Annotated in this window: 23 protein-coding genes; 11 read left to right on the plus strand and 12 right to left on the minus strand. The window is 72.3% G+C overall.

The genetic code is table 11. The annotated features are described in order from the left end of the window. The first annotated feature begins 3 nt into the window (after window positions 1–3). Window positions 4–612, plus strand: a complete 609-nt coding sequence (locus IF20_RS15145; protein ID WP_052865680.1) for a TetR/AcrR family transcriptional regulator — start codon at window positions 4–6, stop codon at window positions 610–612. Window positions 613–625: 13 nt separating this feature from the next. On the opposite strand, the gene IF20_RS15150 is transcribed toward IF20_RS15145, so the two are convergent. Beyond that, entirely contained in the window at window positions 626–1,435 is an 810-nt protein-coding gene (locus IF20_RS15150) for an SDR family NAD(P)-dependent oxidoreductase (RefSeq protein ID WP_234426663.1), read from the minus strand. Between the two features lie 221 nt (window positions 1,436–1,656). Further along, window positions 1,657–2,280, minus strand: a complete 624-nt coding sequence (locus IF20_RS15155) for a ScbR family autoregulator-binding transcription factor (RefSeq protein ID WP_052865681.1) — start codon at window positions 2,278–2,280, stop codon at window positions 1,657–1,659. Window positions 2,281–2,389: 109 nt separating this feature from the next. Between IF20_RS15155 and IF20_RS15160 the strand changes: the two genes are divergently transcribed. Further along, window positions 2,390–3,301, plus strand: a complete 912-nt coding sequence (locus IF20_RS15160) for a ScbA/BarX family gamma-butyrolactone biosynthesis protein (protein WP_052865682.1) — start codon at window positions 2,390–2,392, stop codon at window positions 3,299–3,301. A gap of 167 nt (window positions 3,302–3,468) precedes the next feature. On the opposite strand, the gene IF20_RS15165 is transcribed toward IF20_RS15160, so the two are convergent. Then, window positions 3,469–3,822, minus strand: a complete 354-nt coding sequence (locus tag IF20_RS15165) for a hypothetical protein (RefSeq protein ID WP_199896612.1) — start codon at window positions 3,820–3,822, stop codon at window positions 3,469–3,471. Window positions 3,823–4,060: 238 nt separating this feature from the next. Beyond that, window positions 4,061–4,852: an SDR family oxidoreductase gene (locus IF20_RS15170; RefSeq protein ID WP_052865684.1), complete on the minus strand. Its 792-nt coding sequence runs from the start codon at window positions 4,850–4,852 to the stop codon at window positions 4,061–4,063. 246 nt (window positions 4,853–5,098) lie between these two features. Between IF20_RS15170 and IF20_RS15175 the strand changes: the two genes are divergently transcribed. The 3 genes from IF20_RS15175 (at window position 5,099) to IF20_RS15185 (ending at window position 9,325) form a co-directional block, all read left to right on the plus strand. Beyond that, window positions 5,099–6,730, plus strand: coding sequence for an alkaline phosphatase D family protein (locus tag IF20_RS15175; RefSeq protein ID WP_052865685.1), 1,632 nt, complete (start codon window positions 5,099–5,101; stop codon window positions 6,728–6,730). 124 nt (window positions 6,731–6,854) lie between these two features. Further along, window positions 6,855–8,201: a multidrug effflux MFS transporter gene (locus IF20_RS15180; protein WP_052865686.1), complete on the plus strand. Its 1,347-nt coding sequence runs from the start codon at window positions 6,855–6,857 to the stop codon at window positions 8,199–8,201. Window positions 8,202–8,215: 14 nt separating this feature from the next. Further along, on the plus strand, window positions 8,216–9,325 hold the full coding sequence (locus IF20_RS15185) for a serine hydrolase domain-containing protein (protein ID WP_407702512.1): 1,110 nt from the start codon (window positions 8,216–8,218) through the stop codon (window positions 9,323–9,325). Window positions 9,326–9,337: 12 nt separating this feature from the next. On the opposite strand, the gene IF20_RS15190 is transcribed toward IF20_RS15185, so the two are convergent. After that, window positions 9,338–9,565, minus strand: a complete 228-nt coding sequence (locus IF20_RS15190) for a hypothetical protein (RefSeq protein WP_052865688.1) — start codon at window positions 9,563–9,565, stop codon at window positions 9,338–9,340. Between the two features lie 73 nt (window positions 9,566–9,638). On the opposite strand from IF20_RS15190, the gene map reads away from it, so the two are divergent. Beyond that, window positions 9,639–10,496 carry a type I methionyl aminopeptidase gene (gene map, locus IF20_RS15195; RefSeq protein WP_052865689.1) on the plus strand — a complete coding sequence of 286 codons (858 nt, stop codon included), beginning with the start codon at window positions 9,639–9,641 and terminating at the stop codon, window positions 10,494–10,496. A 130-nt stretch (window positions 10,497–10,626) separates the two neighbouring features. Then, window positions 10,627–11,316: a biliverdin-producing heme oxygenase gene (locus tag IF20_RS15200; protein ID WP_052865690.1), complete on the plus strand. Its 690-nt coding sequence runs from the start codon at window positions 10,627–10,629 to the stop codon at window positions 11,314–11,316. A gap of 16 nt (window positions 11,317–11,332) precedes the next feature. Here the strand turns inward: IF20_RS15200 and IF20_RS15205 are convergent, their stop codons facing one another. Beyond that, window positions 11,333–12,010: a PhzF family phenazine biosynthesis protein gene (locus IF20_RS15205; RefSeq protein WP_052865691.1), complete on the minus strand. Its 678-nt coding sequence runs from the start codon at window positions 12,008–12,010 to the stop codon at window positions 11,333–11,335. A gap of 249 nt (window positions 12,011–12,259) precedes the next feature. On the opposite strand from IF20_RS15205, the gene efeO reads away from it, so the two are divergent. The 4 genes from efeO to IF20_RS15225 are packed head-to-tail and all read left to right on the plus strand — an operon-like array spanning window position 12,260 to window position 16,569. Beyond that, on the plus strand, window positions 12,260–13,396 hold the full coding sequence (efeO, locus tag IF20_RS15210; protein ID WP_052865692.1) for an iron uptake system protein EfeO: 1,137 nt from the start codon (window positions 12,260–12,262) through the stop codon (window positions 13,394–13,396). A gap of 9 nt (window positions 13,397–13,405) precedes the next feature. Further along, complete coding sequence (gene efeB, locus IF20_RS15215; protein WP_052865693.1) at window positions 13,406–14,707, plus strand: iron uptake transporter deferrochelatase/peroxidase subunit; 1,302 nt, start codon at window positions 13,406–13,408, stop codon at window positions 14,705–14,707. 28 nt (window positions 14,708–14,735) lie between these two features. Continuing rightward, window positions 14,736–15,731, plus strand: coding sequence for an iron uptake transporter permease EfeU (gene efeU / locus IF20_RS15220; RefSeq protein WP_052865694.1), 996 nt, complete (start codon window positions 14,736–14,738; stop codon window positions 15,729–15,731). Next, window positions 15,682–16,569, plus strand: coding sequence for a hypothetical protein (locus IF20_RS15225; RefSeq protein WP_052865695.1), 888 nt, complete (start codon window positions 15,682–15,684; stop codon window positions 16,567–16,569). Before efeU ends, IF20_RS15225 begins: the two co-directional genes overlap by 50 nt. A 9-nt stretch (window positions 16,570–16,578) precedes the next feature. Here IF20_RS15225 and IF20_RS15230 read toward each other — a convergent pair whose 3' ends face one another. From IF20_RS15230 to IF20_RS15255, 6 genes are all read right to left on the minus strand, one after another. Next, window positions 16,579–17,316: a bifunctional DNA primase/polymerase gene (locus IF20_RS15230; protein ID WP_052865696.1), complete on the minus strand. Its 738-nt coding sequence runs from the start codon at window positions 17,314–17,316 to the stop codon at window positions 16,579–16,581. 119 nt (window positions 17,317–17,435) lie between these two features. After that, entirely contained in the window at window positions 17,436–18,038 is a 603-nt protein-coding gene (locus IF20_RS15235; RefSeq protein ID WP_052865697.1) for a TetR/AcrR family transcriptional regulator, read from the minus strand. A 2-nt stretch (window positions 18,039–18,040) separates the two neighbouring features. After that, entirely contained in the window at window positions 18,041–18,997 is a 957-nt protein-coding gene (locus tag IF20_RS15240) for a small ribosomal subunit Rsm22 family protein (protein WP_052865698.1), read from the minus strand. Between the two features lie 159 nt (window positions 18,998–19,156). After that, the gene (locus IF20_RS15245) at window positions 19,157–19,768 is read right to left on the minus strand and encodes a hypothetical protein (protein ID WP_052865699.1); all 612 of its coding nucleotides are present in this window, start codon (window positions 19,766–19,768) and stop codon (window positions 19,157–19,159) included. Window positions 19,769–19,863: 95 nt separating this feature from the next. Beyond that, complete coding sequence (locus tag IF20_RS15250) at window positions 19,864–21,393, minus strand: sialate:H+ symport family MFS transporter (RefSeq protein WP_052865700.1); 1,530 nt, start codon at window positions 21,391–21,393, stop codon at window positions 19,864–19,866. After that, the gene (locus tag IF20_RS15255; protein ID WP_052865701.1) at window positions 21,390–22,349 is read right to left on the minus strand and encodes a dihydrodipicolinate synthase family protein; all 960 of its coding nucleotides are present in this window, start codon (window positions 22,347–22,349) and stop codon (window positions 21,390–21,392) included. The genes IF20_RS15250 and IF20_RS15255 overlap by 4 nt, the downstream gene beginning before the upstream one ends. Window positions 22,350–22,360: the final 11 nt, after the last annotated feature.

Here is a 22,360-nt window from a genome sequence, read left to right on the forward strand (position 1 = left end):
CGCGTGTACGCGAAGCAGGCGCGCGCCGAACAGACTCAGCGGCGGCTGCTGGGAGCGGCCGCCGCCGAGCTCGCCCGGCACGGATACGCCGGTACGTCCCTCTCCCGGGTCTCCGCCCGCGCAGACGTCACGATGGGCGCGCTGACGTTCCACTTCCCGTCCAAGGCCCACCTCGCGGAGGCTGTGCACCGACAGGGGCACGAGGCCACCCGGGCGCTGGTCGGCCGGGTGGCGGCGCGCGGCCTGTCTCCGCTGCAAAGCATCATCGACCTCAGCCATGGTCTGCTGGCCCTGCTGCGGGAGAACGACGCGGTGCGCGCCGCCTGGCGATCCTCCCGGGACGGGGCCGCCCGGGAGGACTGGTACGACGGTTGGCTGCCGTGGACGGAGCAGCGGGCGGTGGTCGCCGGGCGGGAGCATCAGCTCCGGCCCGGCTGCCGCCCGGATCTTCTGCCGCTCTTCGTGGAATGTCTCGTGCCGGGGGTGGCCGAGCGCCTCGACGGCACGTCCGCGCACCATGACCTGCTCACCGCTCTGTGGGCCGGGTTGCTGCCGGGTATCGCGGCGCCCGGGTGCCTCGACTTCCTGCACCCGGGCGGCGCCCCGCCCTGAGGCGCGCGGCGTGTCACTGCGCCGTCCAGCCCCCGTCCACCGGCACGGCGGCACCGGTCACGAAGGAGGCCCGGTCGCTGCACAGCCAGGCGGCGGCGTGAGCGACCTCGGTCGGATCGGCCAGCCGCTGCTGGACGGCGCGCCGGGTGAACGGCTCGGTCAGCGCAGGGTCGTCGGTCAGCACCTGGTCCATCAGCTCGGACCTGGTGCTGCCCACGACGAGGGCGTTGACTCGGATGCTTTGCTGCCCGTACTCCGAGGCAGCTGCCCGGGTCAGGCCGAGCACCGCGTGCTTGGCCGCGATGTACGGTGCGGCCGCCCCGGTGGCCAACATTCCCGCCACGCTCGCCGTGTTGACGATGGCGCCGCCGCCGAGTTCGAGCATGGCGGTGATCTGGTGCCGCATGCAGTGCCAGACGCCCCGTACGTTCACGTCCATGATGCGGTCGTACTCGGCTTCGTCCATCTGGTGCAGTGGAGTGCCGGCCGAGGTCCACCCGGCGTTGTTGAAAGCCGCGTCGAGTCCGCCGAAGGCGTCCACGGCCTGGGCCACCGCCCGCTGAACGTCCTGCGCGCGGGTGACGTCACCGCCCACCGCGAGCGCCCGGCCCCCTGTGGCGTGGATGCCGGCGGCCACCTCCCGCAGCCGCTCCGCGCGCCGGGCCATCAGCACGACCGCCGCCCCCTCGGCCGCGAACAGGCGCCCAGCGGCGGCCCCGATGCCGCTCGACGCGCCGGTGATCATCACGGTTCTGCCGTTCAACAGTCCGCCTTCGGGCCGGTGCTGCGGGCGGTCTCTGTCGGCGAACATCACATCGGTCATCAGATCCCCCGTTCCGAAAATGGTGTGCAGGCATGCTCCGGGCCACGCCCGGAAAGCGCCCGACGCCCTGTCGAGGGCCTCGGTTGCGCCGCTCATTATCTGCGTCTACGCGTCGCTGCGGGGCGACTTCGCACTCCTGGCGAGCGCCTCGACCGTGCGCCCGAGTCGGCTGCGCGGCCGGGAGGCGGGCACGTCGCGGCCCGCCGTCCCGGCTGCTCCGCTCATTCGGGACGCCCCCTTTTCGGGTCGATCTCGATGGTCGCCGCGACCTCCGGGAGGGCGATTCCCGGCAGCAGGTACCGCCACATCCGCACCGTGCGGTCCATGAGGTCGGCGCGCTCCGACGCGAGCTGGGAGTGGAACTGGATGCCTGTGCAGGCGCCGACGACGAACTGGGCGACCTCATCGGGCTGCACGCCGGGCAGCAACTGTCCCTGTTCGCGCGCCTCTTCCAGGTGCGTCGCCATGATCTGCTGCCAGTTCTCGAAGGACGTGTCGTCCTTCATGCCGAACCGGCCCTGCTCGACGGCGAGTCGGACCCCGGCCCGCAGCAGCGGGTCGACCTTCAGTCGCTGTGCCCACACCAGGGTGATGTCCACCAGCCGCTGCACCCCGCGGGAGTCCAGCAGCGGTTCGATCACGTCCGGCTGGGCGTTCATCACCTCCCTGGCCAGCGCCTGCTTCGACGGGAAGTGGAAGTACATGGCGCCCAGGGTCAGTCCGGCGCGTTCCACGATGCGCACCACGCTGGTGCCCTCGTAACCGCACTCGTCGAACAGCTCGGCTGCCGCACGCATGAGGTGACGCCGCGTACGCAGGGCCCTCTCCTGTTTCAGATCTGCCATCTCGTCTCCTCATTCTGCTTATGGACAAAAAAAATAACCACTTTTATGTTAACTCAAGTTCGCAGCACGCGAAGCCGTTCAGGCTCACTGCCCAAGGGGGAAAACGCACATGGTTCCGACTGCACCCGCTCTGGCGACCGCCACTGTGCCGCGGCAGTACGTGCACAAGGCCTCGCACGCCGAGGTGCTGCTCACCGGTCGGCACAGCCGGTCGAGCGATGCTCACATGGTGACGGCCCAGTGGCCCCGCACCCACAGCTTCTACGCACCGACCCACGGCCTGCACGACCCGCTGCTGTTCGCCGAGACCGTGCGGCAGGTGATCCCGCTGCTGTCGCACACCTGCTACGACGTACCGTTCGGCCATCACCTGATCTGGGACAACTTCCGGTACGAGGTCGTGCCCGGGGCCATGGCGGTCGGTGGGACGCCCGCGGAGCTGCTGATGGACATCCAGGGCGTCGACGTGGTGCGTCGCCGCGGGTGCATGTCGGCGATGACCCTGAACGTGGCAACCCGGCGGGAGGGGGTGGTGCTCGGGACGGCGGTGGCCCGGTTCACCGCACACGCCCCCGCCGTCTACCGCAGGCTGCGTGGCGCCCGGGCCGACATGGGGGCCGCCGACGCCGTGCCGCTGAGCGAGCCGGTTCCGCCCGCCCAGGTCGGACGGGACCGTACCGGGGACGTGGTGCTGTCCGCCACCGACCGGGAGGACCAGTGGCTGCTGCGCGTCGACACCGGACACCCGATCCTTTTCGACCACCCGGTGGACCACGTTCCCGGCATGCTCCTGCTGGAGGCCGCCCGCCAGGCCGCGAACGCGATCGCGCACCCGTCCGCCGTCCTGGCAGCGGGCATGAGCACCAAGTTCCACCGGTACGTCGAGCTGGACGCCCCCTGCTTCATCGAGGCCCGAGTGTCGCTGGACTGCGTGCCCGACCGCGTCTGCGTGCACGTCGCGGCGCGGCAGCACGGGGAGGTCTGCCTCTCCACCACCGTCCAGCTGGCCACCGAGTGGTAGGCGTGAGTGGGTGAACCGCCGGAACAGGGGCTCGGGGCTTCGGCTCCGAGCCCCTGAGCCGTGTGATGCACGGGTCCGTCGGCACACCGCCACCCGATCGTCTGCACAAACCCGTCTCCACAACTGCACGAAAACGAGCGGCGGCGCAGGGGGACGGGAGCAGGGCCTCAGAGAAGGAACGGCGTGGAGAGGCCCAGGGCGATCATGCCGGTGCACAGGAGCCAGAAGCTGATGCGGGTGCGGCCGCGGCGGCTCAGTTCGGCGGAGACGGCGCAGAGCGCGATCAGGGCCAGGTACGCGGCGACGGTGTGGGACGAGGTGTGTGCGTCGACGTGTTCGACCAGGGCGCCGATGCCGCCGGCCAGGAAGAGAAGGGAGACGACGAGCTGGGTGATGCGGGCCTCGCGCGGGGTCGACGGCCGGTGGCGACGGCGGCGCAGGATGGCGCGCCGCTCCCGGGGCGTGGCGGACTCCAAAAGGAGCGCAGTCCCTTGGTCATCCAGGTCGTTGTGGGGAGGCATGCGCGGGATCGTACCGAGCGGTCGGCGGATGTGGGGCCCGGCGCGAAAGGGGCGGTGGAGGATGTCGGGGCGGGGTGTGGGGGACGTGTGACGGGGGTGTGAGGGCACGTCGGGGCGGCGGTGCGGGGGCCAGTGCCCCGGTGCGCCCGCCCGTGCTCCGTTGCGGTCCATCGGCCCCGGCCCCAACGGCTCCTGGCCCCCGATCCCAACGGCTCCTGGCCGCCGCCTCAGCGGCTCCTCAGCCCCGCCCGATGAACGGCATGGTGGTCGCCATGACCGTGGCGAACTGGACGTTCGCCTTCAAGGGGAGGGCGGCCATGTGGAGGACGGTGCGGGCCACGTCCGCCGCATCCATCACCGGCTCGACGGCCAGTTCGCCGTTGGCCTGGAGGATGCCGGTCTGCATGCGGCCCGTCATCTCGGTCGCGGCGTTGCCGATGTCGATCTGGCCGCAGGCGATGTCGTACGGACGGCCGTCCAGGGACAGGGACTTGGTGAGGCCCGTCATGGCGTGCTTGGTCGCGGTGTACGCGATGGAGTGCGGGCGCGGCACGTGGGCCGAGATGGAGCCGTTGTTGATGATGCGGCCACCCCGCGGCGACTGCTCCTTCATCGCCCGGAACGCCGCCTGGGCGCACAGGAACGCGCCGTTGAGGTTGACGTCGACGACCGACCGCCAGTCCTCGTAGGAGAGGTCCTCCAGCGGTACGGGCGGGCCGAACGTGCCGGCGTTGTTGAAGAGCAGGTCGACCCGGCCGAAGCGGTCGCGTACCGAAGAGAAGAGCGCGGCCACGTCGTGCGCGTCGGAGACGTCGGTGGGCACGGTGAGGACGGTCGCGCCGTCCCCGGCCAGGGCGGCCGTCTCGTCCAGGGCCTGTGCGCGGCGCCCCGCCAGCGCCACCGACCAGCCGGCGGCCGCCAGCGTCAGTGCCACCGCGCGTCCGATGCCGGAGCCCGCGCCGGTCACCACTGCCGTCTTCGTCGTCCCGGTCGTCGTCCCGGCCGTCGCGCCGGTCGTCGTATCGCTCATGGCCGCAGGGTAAGGCGCGAGCCCCGCCGTGCCGCCGCCGACCTGGCGGTTCCCGCGCTTCGCTGAGCGCCCGGCGGCCGTTCGTCCGCATAAGGCGTCCCGGGCGGGAATTGTCCGTTGCGGTCGCAGTCCTCATCCGGCCGTCATCGTTGCGTCGTACATCCGACGCCACGGCGCCGCCCCCTGCCCCTGCAATCACTGCTGACACCGAGAAGTCCGAGACCACTTCAGGCAGGGCAGGGGCAGATGACTCAGCACTCCGAGCACGACCAGCAGATGCGGGCCGCGGCCGAGCACCTCGGCCGCCGTCGCTTCCTCACCGTCGCCGGGGCCGCGGCAACCCTCGCGTTCGCGACCAACCTGCCGCTCGGCGGCGCGGCGTACGCTGCGGAGGTGGACGGTAAGCGGCTCGCCGGGAACCCCTTCACGCTCGGTGTCGCCTCCGGCGACCCGCTCCCCGGCTCGGTGGTCCTGTGGACGCGGCTGGCGCCCAGCCCCTACGAGCCGGGCAACGGCATGCCGGACGCGCGGGTCACGGTCCGCTGGGAGATCGCGCACGACGAGAAGTTCCGGCGGATGGCCGGCCGCGGCAAGGCCGACGCGCATCCGGAGTTCAACCACTCGGTGCACATCGAGGCGACCGGCCTCGGCCCGGACCGGGTCTACTACTACCGCTTCCGCGTCGGCGACTGGATCAGCCCGGTCGGCCGCACCCGTACCGCGCCGGCCCCCGGTGCGCAGCTGCGGAGCCTGCGGCTGGGCGCCGTCTCCTGCCAGGCGTACCACGACGGCTACTTCACCGCCCACCGGCACCTCGCCGAGGAGGACGTGGACGTCGTCTTCCACCTCGGCGACTACATCTACGAGTACCCGGTGAACGCCGTCGGCGGCGCCCGCAACTACACCGACCGCACGCTGCCCGCGCTCTTCAACAAGGAGACGGTCACGCTGGAGGACTACCGGCTGCGGTACGCGCTCTACAAGTCCGACCCGGACCTGCAGGCCGTGCACGCCGCGCACCCCTTCATCGTCACCTGGGACGACCACGAGGTGGAGAACAACTACGCCGGGGACATCAGCGAGGACGGCCTGCCGCCCGCCGAGTTCCTGGTCCGCCGCGCCGCGGCCTACCGCGCGTACTGGGAGAACCAGCCGCTGCGCCGCCCGCAGCTGCCCCACGGCTCCGACGCACAGCTCTACCGTCGGGTGAACTACGGCCGGCTCGCCCAGTTCGACATCCTCGACACCCGCCAGTACCGCTCCGACCAGGCGTACGGCGACGGCTGGCACGCGCCGGGCCCGGAGTCCACGGACGAGAGCCGCACGCTGACCGGCGCCACCCAGGAGCGCTGGCTGATCGACGGCTGGCGCAACTCCAAGGCGCTGTGGAACGTCGTCCCGCAGCAGGTCACCTTCTCCGAGCGGCGCTCCACCCCCGCCGACACCTACAAGGTGAGCATGGACTCCTGGGACGGCTACGCCGCCTCCCGGGACCGGGTGCTGGCCGGGGCCGAGGCGGCGGGCGTGGACAACCTCGTCGTGCTCACCGGTGACGTGCACGTGCACTACGCCTTCGACATCAAGAAGGACTTCGCCGACCAGAACTCGCGGACGCAGGGCGTGGAGTTCGTCACCACCTCCATCGCCAGCGGCAAGGACGGCGCGGACAAGCCCGCCAACTACGACGCCTACATGGCGGCCAACCCGCACATGAAGTTCTACAACGGCCGCCGCGGCTACGTGACGGTCGAGCTGGACCAGGAGAAGGCGCGGGCCGACTACCGGACGGTGTCCGCCGTGACCACCCAGGGCGCGCCCGTCGCCACCGCCGCGTCCTTCGTCTCCGAGGCCGGCGACCCGGGCCTGAAGCCCGCCTGACCGGGTCCGTACGGAGCCTGCCCGGCCGGGCTCCCGTACAAGGGGCCCTGGGGGGCGAAAAGGGGTCGGAGTCCGCGAGGACATGACACCATGGTGCGTACATCTACAAACCATGGAGACACTCATGTCGGACCCCGGCCCCGCCACGGCCGAGAGCCATCAGAGCCGCCCCAGTCCCCGAACATCCGCCGCGAGCGACGGCCCCACGCCTGCTCCAGTGCCCGCCGCGGCCCGCCGCACCGGCCTCCTGGTCACCCTCATCCTGGGCGGCCTCACCGCGGTACCGCCGCTCTCCATGGACATGTACCTGCCGGCCCTGCCGGCGGTCACCAGGTCCCTGAACAGCCCCGCCGCCACCGTCCAACTGACCCTCACCACCTGCCTCGCCGGCATGGCGCTGGGACAGCTGGTGGTCGGCCCGATGAGCGACAAGTGGGGGCGCCGCCGCCCGCTGCTCATCGGCATGGTCGTCTACGTGCTGGCCACCGCGGTGTGCGCGGTCGCCGGCAACGCCGAGTTCCTGATCGCCGCCCGGCTCGTCCAGGGCCTGGCCGGCGCCGCCGGCATCGTCATCGCCCGGGCCGTGGTCCGCGACATGTACGACGGCGTGGCGATGGCCCGCTTCTTCTCCACCCTGATGCTGATATCCGGCGTCGCGCCGGTCGTCGCCCCGCTGATCGGCGGGCAGATCCTCCGGGTCACCGACTGGCGCGGCGTCTTCGTCGTGCTCACCGTCATCGGGGTGCTGCTCACCCTCGTCGTCTGGCGCAAGCTGCACGAGACACTGCCGCCCGAGCGGCGGCACGCGGGCGGCCTCGGCGCCGCGCTGCACACCATGCGCGGGCTCATCACCGACCGGATCTTCGCCGGGTACCTGCTGGTCTCCGCCTTCGCCTTCGCCGCGCTCTTCGCCTACATCAGCGCGTCCCCGTTCGTGATCCAGGAGATCTACGGCGCCTCCGCGCAGACGTACAGCATGCTCTTCGGCATCAACTCCGTCGGCCTGGTCCTGCTCGGCCAGATCAACGGAAAGGTGCTGGTCGGGCGGGTCTCACTGGACAAGGTGCTGGCGATCGGGCTGGGCCTGATCACGCTCGCCGCCGTCGCCCTGCTGCTGATGTCCGCCGGCGTCTTCGGGCACGTCGGGCTGGTGCCGATGGCCGCCGGGCTGTTCGTGCTGATGGCCTCGATGGGCCTGGTCATGCCGAGCACCAACACCCAGGCGCTGCTGCGCACCTCGCACGCGGCCGGCTCCGCCTCGGCCCTGCTCGGCACGTCCACCTTCCTGATGGGCGCGGTGGCCTCCCCGCTGGTCGGCATCGCCGGCGAGCGGACGGCCGTGCCGATGGCCGTCGTCCAGTGCTCCTGTGCACTTCTGGCGCTCGCGTGCTTCCTGGGACTGTGCCGTCCGTGGCAGCGTAGGGGGGAGTCCATGGAGGACGGCACGACCGGCGAAGGGAACCGGCTCTGAACGCACCCGCACCACTGCGCCACGGCACCCCCGCCCAGGCAGGGCTCGATCCGGCCTGGACCCGGCGGCTCGTCGCGGAGATCCGCGCGCTGCCCGAAGGCCCGGCGCCCTGCTGCGCGGGCGTCGTGGCGGTGGCCGGGCGCGGCCCCGTCGTCGCGGTCGAGGAGGCCGCCGGGTGGGCGCTGCGGTACGGGTCGTACGACGTGGCACGCGGCCGCGGGGTACCGCTGGCCCGCGAGCGGTGGGAGCCGGTGCGGGCCGGCACGGTCTTCGACCTCGCGTCGCTGTCGAAGCTGTTCACGGCCGTCGCGGTGCTGCAGCGGGTGGAGCGCGGGGCGCTCGGCCTGGACGATCCGGTGGCCCGGTATCTGCCGTCCTTCGCCCCTGCCGTAACGATCCGCCACCTGCTCACCCACACCTCCGGGCTGGCCGCCGAACTGCCGCTGTACGACGGTCCCGTCGACGGCGTCCCGGGCGGCCGGCTCGGGCCGCTGTGGGCCGAGGCCGCCGGTGCCGTACCGGGCCCGTTCCGCTACTCCGACCTCGGCTTCATCGCGCTCCAGCTGCTGCTGGAGAAGGTCGAGGGGGAGCGGCTCGACGCCCTCGTCCGGGACGGCATCACCGGCCCGCTCGGCATGATCAGCACCTCGTACGGGCCGCTGGCCCCGGCCGGGGTGGCCGCCACCGAGGCCGAGGCGCTGCTCAAGGCCCGGCGGCCGTCCTGTACGGGCGGCGTGGTGCGCGGCGAGGTGCACGACGAGAACGCGTACGCGTTGGGCGGCGTCGCCGGGCAGGCCGGGCTCTTCGCCACGGCACAGGACCTCGCGGTGCTCTGCCGGGCGCTGCTCACCGGGGGCGGGCCGGTCCTGCGCCCGGAGACCGTGGACCTGATGCTCTCCCCGCCCGGCCTCGGGTTCCGCGTCGCGCAGCCCGGCTTCATGGGCGAGCTGGCGGCGCGCGGCGCCGCCGGACACACCGGCTTCACCGGCACGAGCCTGGTGCTGGACCGGGCGTCGGACACGTTCTTCGTGCTGCTCACCAACGCGGTGCACCCGCGCCGCGGCGGCGAGCCGGTTCCCCGGGCGCGGCTGGCGACCTGTCTGGCGCGGGCGTCGGCGGGCTGACCGCCGGGACGCTCAGGAGCCCCCGCTCCCGGCCCCCTTGTCGGTCCAGCGGGCGTCGTTCTCCCACTCGGCGTTCCGTTCCCGGGCCGTCTCCATCGCGTGCGCCGCCTCCTCGCGGCTCGCGTACGGGCCCATCCGGTCGGCAGCCCGGCACTCCGGGCCCTCCTCGACGGTGCCGTGCTTGAGGCAGTAGTACCACTCACCGGGCTTCCCCGCCGTACCCCGCTTGAACAGTGCCATCCCGGCCTCCTCCGCCAGTGGGCGCCTTGCCTGACGCCATCCTGCCCGATGGGTCGCGGATACACTCGCTGGCATGTCTGGCCAGTCGCTTCTTGTCCCGGGGACCATCTCCCCGCCGCGCCCCGTCCCCGCTTCCATCCCGCGCCCCGAGTACGTCGGCAAGCCCGGGCCCACCCCGTACACGGGCCCCGAGGTGCAGGACGCCGACACCATCGAGCGGATGCGCATCGCGGGCCGGATCGCGGCCCAGGCGATGGAGGAGGCGGCCAAGCTCATCGAGCCGGGCGTGACCACCGATGAGCTGGACCGCGTCGCGCACGAGTACATGTGCGACCACGGCGCCTACCCCTCCACGCTCGGCTACCGCGGCTTCCCCAAGTCGCTGTGCTCCTCGGTCAACGAGGTCATCTGCCACGGGATCCCGGACTCCACCGTCCTGCAGGACGGCGACATCGTGAACCTCGACGTGACCGCCTTCATCCACGGCGTGCACGGCGACAACAACGCCACCTACCTCTGCGGCAACGTCGACGAGGAGTCCAAGCTCCTGGTCGAGCGGACCCGCGAGTCGCTGAACCGCGCCATCAAGGCCGTGAAGCCGGGCCGGCAGATCAACATCATCGGCCGGGTCATCGAGTCCTACGCCAAGCGCTTCGGCTACGGGGTCGTCCGCGACTTCACCGGCCACGGCGTGAACACGTCCTTCCACTCCGGCCTGATCGTGCCGCACTACGACAGCCCGCACCACACCACCGAGATCAAGCCCGGCATGACCTTCACGATCGAGCCGATGCTGACGCTGGGCACGTACGAGTACGACATGTGGGAGGACGGCTGGACGGTCGTCACCAAGGACCGCAAGCGCACCGCGCAGTTCGAGCACACCCTCGTCGTCACGGACAGCGGCGCCGAGATCCTCACGCTGCCCTGAACGAGGGGTCTCCGAGCGCGACCACGGGTAGGCTTTTACCGACAAGCTGTCGGGAACCGATTGACTTAGGTAAGCCTAAGTTGCCACAATCGGTTCCCGGCCGCCACCCACCGGTCCCTGGAGGCCCGCCATGGACGCGCACAGCCCCGCCCTGCCCACGCCCTTCTCGACGCTGATCCGCACGGCGTCGCACGAGGCCCACACCGAGGCGGAGAACTCCTCGTTCATGGGTGACATGCTCGGCGGGCGGCTCGGCGTCACCGCCTACCGCCGCTACACCGAGCAGCTGTGGTTCGTCTACCGCGCCCTGGAGCGATGCGCGGACACCCTCGCCGCCGACCCGGTCGCGGGCCCCTTCATCCAGCCGGAGCTGACCCGCACCCCCGAGCTGGAGCGCGACCTCGCGCACCTCGCCGGGCCCGCGTGGCGCAGCGAGGCCCGGCCGCTGCCGGCCACCGAGGCGTACGCGGCACGGGTCGCCGAGTGCGCCCGCGACTGGCCGGCCGGCTATGTCGCCCACCACTACACCCGCTACCTCGGCGACCTCTCCGGCGGTCAGATCATCCGCGGCACGGCCGAGAAGACCTGGGGCTTCGCGCGCAAGGGCGACGGCGTCCGGTTCTACGTCTTCGAGGGCATCGGCAACCCGGCCGCGTTCAAGCGCGAGTACCGCGCGCTGCTCGACGCGCTGCCGGTCGACGACCTGGAGAAGCAGCGGGTGGTCGACGAGTGCAAGCGCGCGTTCGCGCTGAACACCGCGGTCTTCCGCGAGCTGGGCGAGGAGTTCGGCGGCGACGGCCGCAGCCCGCTGAGCGCCTGAGGCCCGCCCGGCGGCGCTAGGGCAGTCGTCGTACGTCGCTCAGCACGACCCGCCCGCCGAGGTCGACCCACCCGCCGGGGAGTGGTCGGGTCAGGAGCTGCGAGCCGCGCCCCTGCCGGATGTCCAGCGCCCGCCCCAGCGCGTGCGTGAGCTGCAGGGCCGCCGCGCCCGTCGCCTCGTCCTCCGCGATGCTGTCGCCGCGCCGCGGGAAGCCCCGCGCCCGCACCCGCCCCGCGCCCTCGTCCTCCCATGCCCAGGCGTACAGCCACCCCTCGCCCGGGGGTGGCGCGGGCAGCGCGGCCACCTCGGCGGGCGAGGCGTACTCGTGCGGCGTGCGCCCCGTGGCCCACTCCGCGCGGCCGCGCACCCAAGTGCGCTCCTCTTCGTACCGCACCGCCACCTCCCCGGCTGGTGGCCGCAGCGTGTCCACCGGCTCCCCGAGGTGGCGCAGCAGCCAGGCGGTGCCGACCAGCGGATGCCCGGCGAACGGCAGCCGCAGCGTGGGCGTGCGGATGTCGACGGTGCCGCGGCCGGCGTCGTCGACGAACACCGTCTCGCTGAACCCCAGCTCCGCCGCGAGCGCCTGCCGCGCGTCGTCTCTCGGTACGGCCGCGCCGTCCCGCACCACTCCCAGCGGATTTCCGCCCCCGCCGGCCGGCCCGCAGAACACTCGCATCACGTGAAGTTCGGTCATGCGGTCATTTAAGAGGAGTGACAGCTCACCGGGGACTGCGGCCCTTACCTTGACCGACCCATTACCTGTTCGTGGAGCGGCGTTGGGCGGCCCGTTATGGGGCCGTTCTTCATGAGAGGGGGATCACTGGACAGTCGGGTTGTGATCAGGTAAGCCTCAGATAAGTTAGGTGCGCCTTAGTGGAAGAACCGACGCGCGCCGGGCCCGTCCCCCTTGTCCGAGCGCCACCCGAACCTGCCTGGAGCCCGCATGCGAGCCCTCCGCTCCTCGACCATCGCCGCGATCACCGCGGCCGCCGCCCTCACCGCAGCCGGCTGCGCCGCGAAGAGCGAGGTGGCGGGAGCCGGGAAAGCCGGTGCCGTGCAGGTGACGGCGTCCGACGACGCCTGCAAGCTGTCGCGTACGAAGTTCCCGGCCGGGCACGTCCGGCTCGCCGTCGAGAACAAGGGCAGCAAGGTCACCGAGGTGTACGTCTACGCGCCCGGCGACCGCATCGTCACCGAGCGGGAGAACATCGGCCCCGGCACCAAGGCCGCCATCACCGCCGAGGTGAAGGCCGGTGCGTACGAGATCGCCTGCAAGCCCGGCATGAAGGGCGACGGCATCCGGCAGAAGATCACCGTCACCGGCAAGGGCGCCGCGGCGCAGCGGAACCCGAAGCTGGACGCGGCGGTCGCCGAGTACCGCAAGTACGTGCAGCAGCAGGCCGATGAGACGCTGCCCAAGGCGAAGAAGTTCGCCGAGGCAGTCAAGAGCGGCGACCTGGACGCGGCGAAGAAGGCGTACGCGCCCTCCCGCATCGGCTGGGAGCGCACCGAGCCGGTCGCGGAGTCCTTCGGGGACATCGACCCCAAGGTCGATGTCCGCGAGGACGGCCTGGAGGACGGCCAGAAGTGGACCGGCTGGCACAAGCTGGAGCAGTCCCTGTGGAAGACGAAGAAGATCTCCGCGGACGACAAGAAGCTCGCCGACCGGCTGATCACCGACCTGAAGGACTGGCAGCAGCGGGTCGGCAAGGCCGAGATCACCCCCACCAGCATGGCCAACGGCGCCAAGGAGCTGCTGGACGAGGTCTACACCGGCAAGGTCACCGGTGAGGAGGAGCGCTACAGCCACACCGACCTGGTCGACTTCGAGGCCAACGTCGAGGGCGCGAAGAAGGCGTACGACCTGCTGAAGCCGGTCGCGAAGAAGAACGACCCGGCCCTGGTCAAGGAGCTGGACAAGCAGTTCGAGGCCATCGGGAAGCAGCTGGACGAGTACCGCGAGGGCGACGGCTTCGTCGCCTACGACACCGTCTCCAAGGGCGACCGCAAGGACCTGTCCGACGGCGTGAGCGCGCTGGCCGAGCCGCTGTCGAAGCTCGCCGCCGCCGTGGCCGAGTAGGAGGACCACATGGCACCGGAAACCGAGGAGACCACCCGGAGCACGGAGGACGCGCGGGAGACGACCGCGCGTACCCCGTCCCGCCGGGCGCTGATCGGCTGGGGCGGCGCCGGGCTCGCGCTCGGCGCGGTCGCCGGCGGCTCCACCGCCGCGGCGCTGAGCGCCGACCCCACACCGGCCGCCGCGGACGGCGGCGCCGCCGTCCCGTTCCACGGCGCCCACCAGGCCGGCATCGCCACCGCCGTCCAGGACCGCCTGCACTTCGCCGCGTTCGACGTCACCACCGACGACCGCGAAGCACTGATCGACCTGCTCAAGGAGTGGACGGCCGCCGCCGCGAAGATGACGGCGGGGCGGCCGGTCGGCGAGGGCGCGGTCGGCGGCCTCGCCGAGGCGCCGCCGGACGACACCGGCGAGGCGCTGGACCTCAAGCCGTCCCGGCTCACCCTGACCTTCGGCATCGGCCCGACGCTCTTCGAGAAGAAGGGCAAGGACCGCTTCGGCCTCAAGGACCGGCGGCCCGCGGCGCTGATCGACCTGCCCAAGTTCCCCGGCGACAACCTCGAAGCCGCCCGCAGCGGCGGCGACCTGTGCGTCCAGGCCTGCGCCGACGACCCGCAGGTCGCCGTGCACGCCATCCGCAACCTCGCGCGCATCGGCTTCGGCAAGGTCGCGGTGCGCTGGTCGCAGCTCGGCTTCGGCAAGACCTCCTCCACGACGCCGGACGCGCACACGCCGCGCAACATGTTCGGCTTCAAGGACGGCACCCGGAACATCGCCGGCACGGACACCGGCGAGCTCGACAAGCACGTCTGGGTGGGGAAGAGCGACGACAAGGGAGCCGGGGCGTGGATGGCCGGCGGCTCGTACCTCGTCGCGCGCCGTATCCGCATGCACATCGAGACCTGGGACCGCACCTCGCTCAAGGAGCAGGAGGACGTCTTCGGCCGCAGCAAGGGCGAGGGCTCACCCGCGGGCAGGCAGCGGGAGTTCGACGAGCCGCACCTGAAGTCGATGCTGCCGACCGCACACGTACGGCTCGCGCACCCCGACTCCAACGGCGGCACCCGCATCCTGCGCCGCGGCTACTCCTTCACCGACGGCACGGACGGCCTGGGCCGGCTGGACGCGGGGCTGTTCTTCCTCGCGTACCAGCGGGACGTACGGGACGGCTTCGTGCCGCTGCAGAAGAATCTGGCGCGCCACGACGCGCTCAACGAATACATCCAGCACGTGGGTTCGGCCGTGTTCGCCGTCCCGCCGGGCGTCCGTGACAAGGACGACTGGTGGGGCCGGACGCTCTTCGCCTGACACCCGTCGCACACGAGAGGGAACCGACGTGTTCGGTAACTACCTGATCGGACTGCGCGAGGGGCTGGAAGCCAGCCTCGTCGTCTGCATCCTCATCGCCTACCTGGTCAAGACCGACCGCCGGGACGCGCTGAAGCCCATCTGGCTCGGCATCACGGCCGCCGTCGTGCTGGCGCTCGCCTTCGGCTCCGCGCTGCAATTCGGCTCCCAGACGCTGACGTTCGAGGCACAGGAGGCGCTCGGCGGCTCGCTGTCGATCATCGCGGTGGGCCTGGTGACGTGGATGGTCTTCTGGATGCGGCGCACCGCGCGGCACCTGAAGTCCGAACTCCACGGCAAGCTGGACGCCGCGCTCGCCATGGGCACCGCGGCGCTGGTCCTCACCGCTTTCCTCGCGGTGGGCCGCGAGGGCCTGGAGACGGCGCTGTTCGTCTGGGCGGCGGTGCAGGCGAGTTCGGACGGCACGCCCAAGCCGCTCATCGGGGTCGTGCTCGGCCTGCTCACCGCGGTCCTGCTGGGCTGGCTGTTCTACCGCGGCGCGCTGAAGATCAACCTGGCGAGGTTCTTCACCTGGACCGGCGGCATGCTCGTCGTGGTCGCCGCCGGCGTCCTCGCGTACGGCTTCCACGACCTCCAGGAAGCGCGCTTCGTCCCGGGCCTGGGGAGCAAGGCTTTCGACATCAGCGAGCAGATCCCCGCCGACAGCTGGTACGGGACGCTGCTGAAGGGCGTCTTCAACTTCCAGCCCGATCCGACCGTTGTCCAGGTGGTCGTCTGGTGCCTCTATCTGATCCCCACGCTCCTCTTCTTCTTCGCCCCCGGTAGGGTTGCGCAGAATCGAGCCACCCCGGCGGCCGCGGACGCCGCCCCGGTCGCCCAGAAGGAGCCCGAGCCCCATGACACGCAGGTCGCCGTTCCGGGTGCCCGTCGCGATGATGACCGCGAGCGCGGCACTGCTGACACTGAGCGGGTGCATGACGGTGCACGGCGAACGGGAGAAGATCCCGGCCCTGTCGAAGGCTGAGGCCGGCAAGGCCCTGAAGCAGTTCGTCGCCGGGTACAACGAGGCCAACACGGCCAAGGACCCGGCGGCGACGGCCACGTACGAGACGGGCCCGCTGCGCGACATCGACCAGGCCGTCATCAAGGTCGAGCGCCGGAAGGGCGTCGGCTTCGGGCCGCTGGAACTGAGCGACGCGAAGTTCGTCATCCCGAAGATGGCGGGCTGGCCGAAGTTCTTCGTGGCCGACGCGCTCAGCAACCGCAAGAACACCCGCTGGACCCTGGCCTTCACCCGTAACGGACCGCAGGAGAAGTGGAAGGCCGCCTACCTCCTGACGTTGCCCAAGAACCGGACGCCGGAGTTCGCCACCGACAAGGACGGCTACGCCGAGGCGGTACCGGCCGGCAAGGGGAGCGGCGGCCTGACGATCGACCCGGCGAAGCTGAGCTCGACGTACGCGACGTACCTCAAGGCCGGCGAGGGCGACACCTTCGCGCCCGGACCGGCCACCGACGGCCTGCGGCGCGACCGCGCGGCCGAAGCCGACGGCCTGGGCCGGCACATCGACACCGTCGACCAGCCGTACAAGTTCCCGGCCATGGCGCTGCGCACGAAGGACGGCGGTGCGCTGGCCTTCTTCGGCACGCGTTACTACCAGCGCAAGACGCTCTCCGCGGGCAGCACGATCGCCTACACCCCCGAGACCGAGGCACTGCTGCAGGGCCAGAAGAAGAAGACCAACAAGATGACCTACACGACCGTCTCCGAGCAGGCCGTGAAGGTACCGGCCGAGGACGCGGGCGGCCGGGTGGCCTTCCTTAGCCGGCTGGAACAGAAGACGGCCGCCAAGGCGGAGTAGGCCCCGGCCTCAGCGGCCGATGGGCCAGGCCGCCGACTCGTGCTCGTTCTCACCCGCGTACGCGGCGCAGGAGTCGGTCAGCGCCTCCAGGAGGGTCAGCGGGTCCGGCAGCGGGCGCTCCGGGCCGCGCAGCCAGGACACCGGCGGCTGATCCCCGCCGAGCCGGGAGGGCGGCAGCAGGACGTAGCTGCCGCGGCAGTGCCAGCGCAGGCCCGGATGCTCGTCCATGGTCTCCGGGTGGCAGTCCAGCTCGCACGGCCACCACTCGTCCTCGTCGTCCGGGGTGCCGCGGGTGGCGGTGAAGAAGAGCATCCGGCCCTGTCCGTACCCGGCGCCGCTCAGCGCGACCGGGCCGACCTCGACGCCCTCGCCCTCCAGCCGCTCCAGCGCCGCGCGCCCGGCGTCCAGGGGCACGTCCAGTACGTCATGGGCGATGCCGGTGGCGGTGACGAAATTGGCCTGCGGGTGTTTGAGCAGCCACTGCCGGACCTTCTCGCGGTCGGTCGTGGCGACCGTCTGCCAGCCGAAGGAGATCGGATGGCGGCCCGGGGTGGGACAGCCGATGCGTTCACAGGAACAGCCGTAGCCGGACGGGTGCGCCGCGGGGGCCAGCGGGAAACCCGCATCGGCCGCTGCCAGCAGCAGGTCCTCGCGGCCGCCGGCCGCGGATCCCGTGTCCGTATCGACGCCGTCCGAACCGCTCCTCGGCCGGCGCAGCCACTGGGAGAACCTGCTCTTGCGTTCCATCTATCCCCTCACTTCGAGCGGTGGTCTGGGATCAATGCTGCCACCATCCTCCTCCTAGGGTGACCGGAGCGGAGATTCGGGGTGTACGGGACGCGTTGTAAAGGGGGCGCATCCGGCGCTCAAGAGGGGCGCGGACGGAAGCCCGCGAGCGCCGTATCGACAAGGCTGTCGGTGAACGCGTACGTCAATTCGCCGGTCCGCATCAGCCAGCGCTGTGAGAAAGGACTCAGTACCATCTCCGCCGCGATCCGCGGGTCCACCCAGGCCGCGATCTCCCCGGCCTCCTGGGCCGCCCGCAGCCGCTCGACGTAGGCCCGCATGCCGGGCTCCAGCAGCCGCTCGACGAAGCGCGCCGAGAGCTGCTCGTCGGCCGCCCCGGCGGCGGCCAGCGCCCGGTACGGCGCCTGGAAGGCCGAATCCCGGAACTCGTCCACCGTGGCCCGCAGCACCGCTTTCAGATCCGCCGCGAGATCCCCGCTGTCCGGCAGCCCCGCCGCGTACCCCTCGACGTCCGCGTCCGCCGTGAAGGCGTCCAGCAGCACATCGGCCTTGGACGGCCACCAGCGGTAGATCGTCTGCTTGCCGACCCCCGCCCGGGCGGCGATCCCCTCGACCGTGAGCCGCTGGTACCCGACCTCCCCGACCAACGACAGCGCGGCCTCGAAGATGGCCCGCCGGGAGCGCTCACTGCGCCGCGCGGCGTCCGGGGCCTTCCTGTCCACGTCTACTCCTCGCCCGGCACGGTGCCGCCCCACGAGGCGTCCCGCGCCGCGCGGTACACGGTCCCCTGCCGCTTGGTGACCGTACGCCGCCCCAGCCCCTCGGCCGTGCACACGTCCAGCAGCACCTGCCCCTTGCGCAGCTGCGGCTTCCGCACGATCCGGGCCGCGGCCGGCTCCGCCGCCACGCGGGTCGCCGCGACGTACGCGTACTTCTCGTCCTCGTACGGCAGCGACCCGCCCTTCACCTGCCGGTGCAGCGAGGACCGGTTCACCCGCGCCGAGAAGTGACACCAGTCCTCACCCGGAGCAATGGGGCACTCCGCGCTGTGCGGACACGGCGCCACGACCCGCAGCCCCGCCGCCACCAGCTGCTCACGGGCGGCGCGGATCCGCGCGAACCCCTCGGGGGTGCCCGGCTCGATCAGCACGGCCGTACGCGCCCGGCCCGCGGCCGCCACGACCGCCTCCCGGTCCTCGTCGGTCAGCTCGCCGAGCACGTACGAAACGGTCACCAGGTCGACGTCCTCCGGAACGGCCGGCCCCGTGCCGATCACCCGACGCTCCCAGCGCGTCTCCGCGAGCCGCCCCTCGGCCAGCTCCCGGCCGAGCGCGAGGGCCGGCTCGGCCCAGTCCCACACGGTGGTCCGCAGCCCCGGCCAGACATCGGCCGCCGCCCAGGCCGCCGCGCCCGTCCCGCCACCGATGTCCAGATGCGAAAGGGGCGCCCAGCCCGGCACCCGCGCCGCCGACTCCGCCAGCGCGCTCCGCACCGCCTCGAACGTCGCGGGCATCCGGTACGCGGCGTACGCGGCGACGTCCGCCCGGTCCCGGAGCACCGGCGCGTCGGTCGGCGTACGCCCCCGGTAGTTGGCGATCAGCCGCTCGACGGCCGCCGTGGCCTGCTTCGCAGGCAGCCCGTCGAGGACCCCGCCCAGGGCCCCGCGCAGTTCTTCTTGCATGCACCGAATTCTACGGCCCGGCCCCCCGGCCGATCGTAGGCAGTTACTGGCAGGGAACCACCGCGGACCGTCACCGCCACCACCGTCCACAAAGGCGGGCACCCGCACCCACCGGAAGCCGGAAGCCGGCATCCGACCCGCACCCGGTGGAGACGCACGTCACCACCGGGCCGGCGGCGGCGCGGTCAACTGATCCGCAAGCCGAGACAGCCGATCACGGAACCGCCGATGCCGCCGCGGCGCCGGCAAGCTGTTCTCGCCGGCCGCCGCGCTCACCAGATGCTGCACGGTGTCCAGATCCAGATCGGCGGGCTCCGCCGCCATCGGCACGGACAGTGCGTCGTGCGCCAGCGCCCCCAGCTCCCGGTCGCCCGAGTCCAGCGCCAGCACCGTCGCACCGTTGCGCCGCGCGTCGTGCACCCGCTCCAGCAGCCCGCCCCCCGGCGCGTCCGGCGCCACCACCAGGAGCGTCTCGCCCCGCCGCGCCGTCTCCAGCCGCCCGAGCCCGACCGACAGATGCGCCGGGACGCCCAGCGGCACCCGGTGCCGTACCAGCGTCGGGGAGAGCTCCGGCAGCCCGGACCAGGCGGCCTCGTCGTCCAGATGCGCCGCCAGGTGCCACGGCTCGTACTCCGCGCTGCCGACGAGCAGCAGCCCGCCGCCGTGCGGCGCGACGGAAGCGCGCAGCGACCCGGCGAAGCGGCGGGTGGCCTGGATCCACTCGGTACCGGCGAGGACTTCACGCAGCAGCGCGACGCGTACGGCATCCATGGCGGCATCCTGCCGCCGTACGCCCCGCGCCGCCGCGCCGTTCGAACGCCGTCACCCGTACGGGGTGTGCCCGCGCGGCACGGGGCCGACGGCCGCTACGCCTGATGCCGCACCCGCCCGCCCGGCCCGGTGCCCTCCGCGCCTGGTTCCGTGCCCGACTCCGTGCCCGACTCCACCGCCGACTCCGCCGCCAGGTGATCGCGGGGCGCGTCCGGGACCAGCAGCCGGTTCAGCCGGGCCGGCACGTCGAAGCCGACCAGCAGCACCACCAGCACCGTGCCCGCGAACGTGAGCAGCGCCAGCGCGCTGCCCAGCGACCGGCCCTCGGCCAGGCTCGCGCCCAGCACCGGCGCGACCGCGCCGCCCAGCGCCCCCACGTTGTACGTGAAGCCCAGGCTCGCGGCCCGGGTCTCGGTCGGGAAGTGCCCGCCGATGTACCGCGGCAGCAGCCCCGATATGCCGAAGCTGAGCGCCTGCAGGACGAAGAGCAGGACCCCGAGGAGCAGCAGGCTGTCGCGCGCGGCGAAGACCGGGAAGACGAAGACCAGCGAAGCGAGCAGGGTGACCGCGTACGCCTTCTGCGCGCCGATCCAGTCGCCGACGAACCCCGCCAGCCAGCAGCCCGCCATGGTGCCGAACCCGGCGAAGAACAGCACGTTGGTGACCTCGCCGGGCGCGTAGTGCAGCTCGGTCTTCAGGTACGTCGGCAGCAGCGCCTGGATGGGCCAGGTGTAGAGGAAGGCGACGAAGACGGTGACGATCAGGGAGAGGTACAGCAGCCACCCGCGGCGCCCGCCGAGCTGGACCGCGAGCCCGCAGAGGGCGAGCGTCGCGAGGACGGCGAGCACCGGTATCGCGCCCGCGCCCACCGGCGTGAAGACGCCGAAGAGGGCGAGCGTGGCGACGACCGTCAGCACGGTGTTGACCGTGGCGCGCACCGGCGTCGCGAACAGCGGCCGGAACGGGTTCGGCTTCGTCTCCCGCGCGGCGACCGTCGCGGTCCACTCATCGGCCTCCGGCAGCGCCCGCCGCACCCACAGGGCGATCAGGATCGGCGCCAGCCCGATGTAGAACATCCAGCGCCAGCCGAGCGCCGGCACGACCCACTTGTAGCACTCGGCCGCCAGCACCGAGCCCACGGAGAAGCCGGAGATCAGGAAGCCGCTGGCCCGGCCGCGGACCCGGGACGGCCAGCTCTCCAGCACGTACGTCGCGCTGGCGCTGTACTCGCCGGCCATGCCCATGCCGATCAGCAGCCGGGCCACGAAGAGGCTGGTGTAGTCCCAGGCGAAGCCGCACGCGAAGGTGCCGAGGGAGTAGAGCAGGATGCTCGCGATCATCGACGCCTTGCGGCCGAACCGGTCGCCGAGCGCGCCGAGGACCGCGCCACCGAGCCAGCGGGTGATGAAGGCGCCGGAGACCAGGCTCGCGCCCTGCACCGTGCTGAGGCCGAACTCGGCGCTGATCTCCGTCAGCACCAGGGTGATCAGGACGAAGTCGAAGCCGTCCAGGACGTAACCGATCCAGGCGGCGAAGAACGCCTTCCAGCGGGCCGGGGTCACCTCCCGGTACCAGGGCAGGGGCGACCCGGCCGGCCGGCGCGCGGGACGCGCGGCCCCGGTCAACGGACCGGCTCCAGACCCGCGGCGGTCAGGTGCCGGGCGACCTCGGCGACGGCGTCCGGGCCGAGCGGGAGCTGCGGCGCCGCGGTGGCCGGGTGGTCGATGACGCCGAGCAGGTGCAGGGCCGCCTTGAAGGAGCCCAGCGCCGAGGAGCTGCGGCCCATCTCCGCCTCGGGGCCGACGTCGACCATGCCGAAGAGCGCGACCAGCCGCTCCTGCTCGGCCGCCGCGGCCGCCCAGTCGCCCGCGCGGCAGGCGTCGTGGAGGCGGACGTACGCGGCCGGGTCGACGTTGCCGATGCCCGGGACCACGCCGTCGGCGCCGGCCAGCAGCGCCGCGTCCACGGTCAGCTCCGCGCCGGTGAGCACCGCGAAGTCCGGCGCCGGGCCGGTGCGCCGGCCGTCCCGGCCGCCCAGCTCGACGAGGAGCCGGCGCAGCCCGCCCTCGTCGCCGCTGCTGTCCTTGAGGCCGGCCAGCGTGCCGTCCTCGGCCAGTTCCCGCACGAGTCCGGGGGAGAGCTTGCTGTGCACGGACACCGGGATGTCGTACGCGAAGAGCGGCAGGTCCACGGCGGCCCGGAGCGCGCGGAAGTGCCCGGCGATCTCCTTCGGATGTGTACGGGTGTAGAAGGGCGCGGTGGCCACCAGCGCGTCGGCGCCCAGCCCGGCGGCGGTACGGGCGTGCTCGACGACCCGGGCGGTGGTGGTGTCGATGACCCCGGCCAGCACCGGCACCCGGCCGTCCGCCGCCTTGAGCACGGTGGCCAGCGCCGTGGCCCGCTGCGCGTCGGTGAGGTAGGCGACCTCGCTGGTGGAGCCGAGGGCGAAGAGACCGTGCACGCCGCCGTCGACCAGGTGCTCCACCAGCCGCCCGAGGGAGCCGGTGTCGACCTCGCCGTGCGGGTCCAGGGGGGTGCAGACCGGCGGTACGACACCGGTCAGCGGGGTGGGCAGTGCCATGACGGGCTCCA

This window comes from Streptomyces niger, assembly GCF_000718305.1.
Lineage (GTDB): Bacteria > Actinomycetota > Actinomycetes > Streptomycetales > Streptomycetaceae > Streptomyces > Streptomyces niger.

Bases quoted from the DNA above. Each gene is read 5' to 3' on its own strand.
- IF20_RS15150 (WP_234426663.1), bottom strand. From the start codon at position 1,435: ATGACCGATGTGATGTTCGCCGACAGAGACCGCCCGCAGCACCGGCCC.
- efeB (WP_052865693.1), top strand. From the start codon at position 13,406: ATGGCACCGGAAACCGAGGAGACCACCCGGAGCACGGAGGACGCGCGG.
- IF20_RS15225 (WP_052865695.1), top strand. From the start codon at position 15,682: ATGACGGTGCACGGCGAACGGGAGAAGATCCCGGCCCTGTCGAAGGCT.
- map (WP_052865689.1), top strand. From the start codon at position 9,639: ATGTCTGGCCAGTCGCTTCTTGTCCCGGGGACCATCTCCCCGCCGCGC.
- IF20_RS15155 (WP_052865681.1), bottom strand. From the start codon at position 2,280: ATGGCAGATCTGAAACAGGAGAGGGCCCTGCGTACGCGGCGTCACCTC.
- IF20_RS15255 (WP_052865701.1), bottom strand. From the start codon at position 22,349: ATGGCACTGCCCACCCCGCTGACCGGTGTCGTACCGCCGGTCTGCACC.
- IF20_RS15245 (WP_052865699.1), bottom strand. From the start codon at position 19,768: ATGGATGCCGTACGCGTCGCGCTGCTGCGTGAAGTCCTCGCCGGTACC.
- IF20_RS15165 (WP_199896612.1), bottom strand. From the start codon at position 3,822: ATGCCTCCCCACAACGACCTGGATGACCAAGGGACTGCGCTCCTTTTG.
- IF20_RS15240 (WP_052865698.1), bottom strand. From the start codon at position 18,997: ATGCAAGAAGAACTGCGCGGGGCCCTGGGCGGGGTCCTCGACGGGCTG.
- efeO (WP_052865692.1), top strand. From the start codon at position 12,260: ATGCGAGCCCTCCGCTCCTCGACCATCGCCGCGATCACCGCGGCCGCC.
- IF20_RS15180 (WP_052865686.1), top strand. From the start codon at position 6,855: ATGTCGGACCCCGGCCCCGCCACGGCCGAGAGCCATCAGAGCCGCCCC.
- IF20_RS15190 (WP_052865688.1), bottom strand. From the start codon at position 9,565: ATGGCACTGTTCAAGCGGGGTACGGCGGGGAAGCCCGGTGAGTGGTAC.
- IF20_RS15175 (WP_052865685.1), top strand. From the start codon at position 5,099: ATGACTCAGCACTCCGAGCACGACCAGCAGATGCGGGCCGCGGCCGAG.
- IF20_RS15200 (WP_052865690.1), top strand. From the start codon at position 10,627: ATGGACGCGCACAGCCCCGCCCTGCCCACGCCCTTCTCGACGCTGATC.
- IF20_RS15160 (WP_052865682.1), top strand. From the start codon at position 2,390: ATGGTTCCGACTGCACCCGCTCTGGCGACCGCCACTGTGCCGCGGCAG.
- IF20_RS15205 (WP_052865691.1), bottom strand. From the start codon at position 12,010: ATGACCGAACTTCACGTGATGCGAGTGTTCTGCGGGCCGGCCGGCGGG.
- IF20_RS15230 (WP_052865696.1), bottom strand. From the start codon at position 17,316: ATGGAACGCAAGAGCAGGTTCTCCCAGTGGCTGCGCCGGCCGAGGAGC.
- IF20_RS15170 (WP_052865684.1), bottom strand. From the start codon at position 4,852: ATGAGCGATACGACGACCGGCGCGACGGCCGGGACGACGACCGGGACG.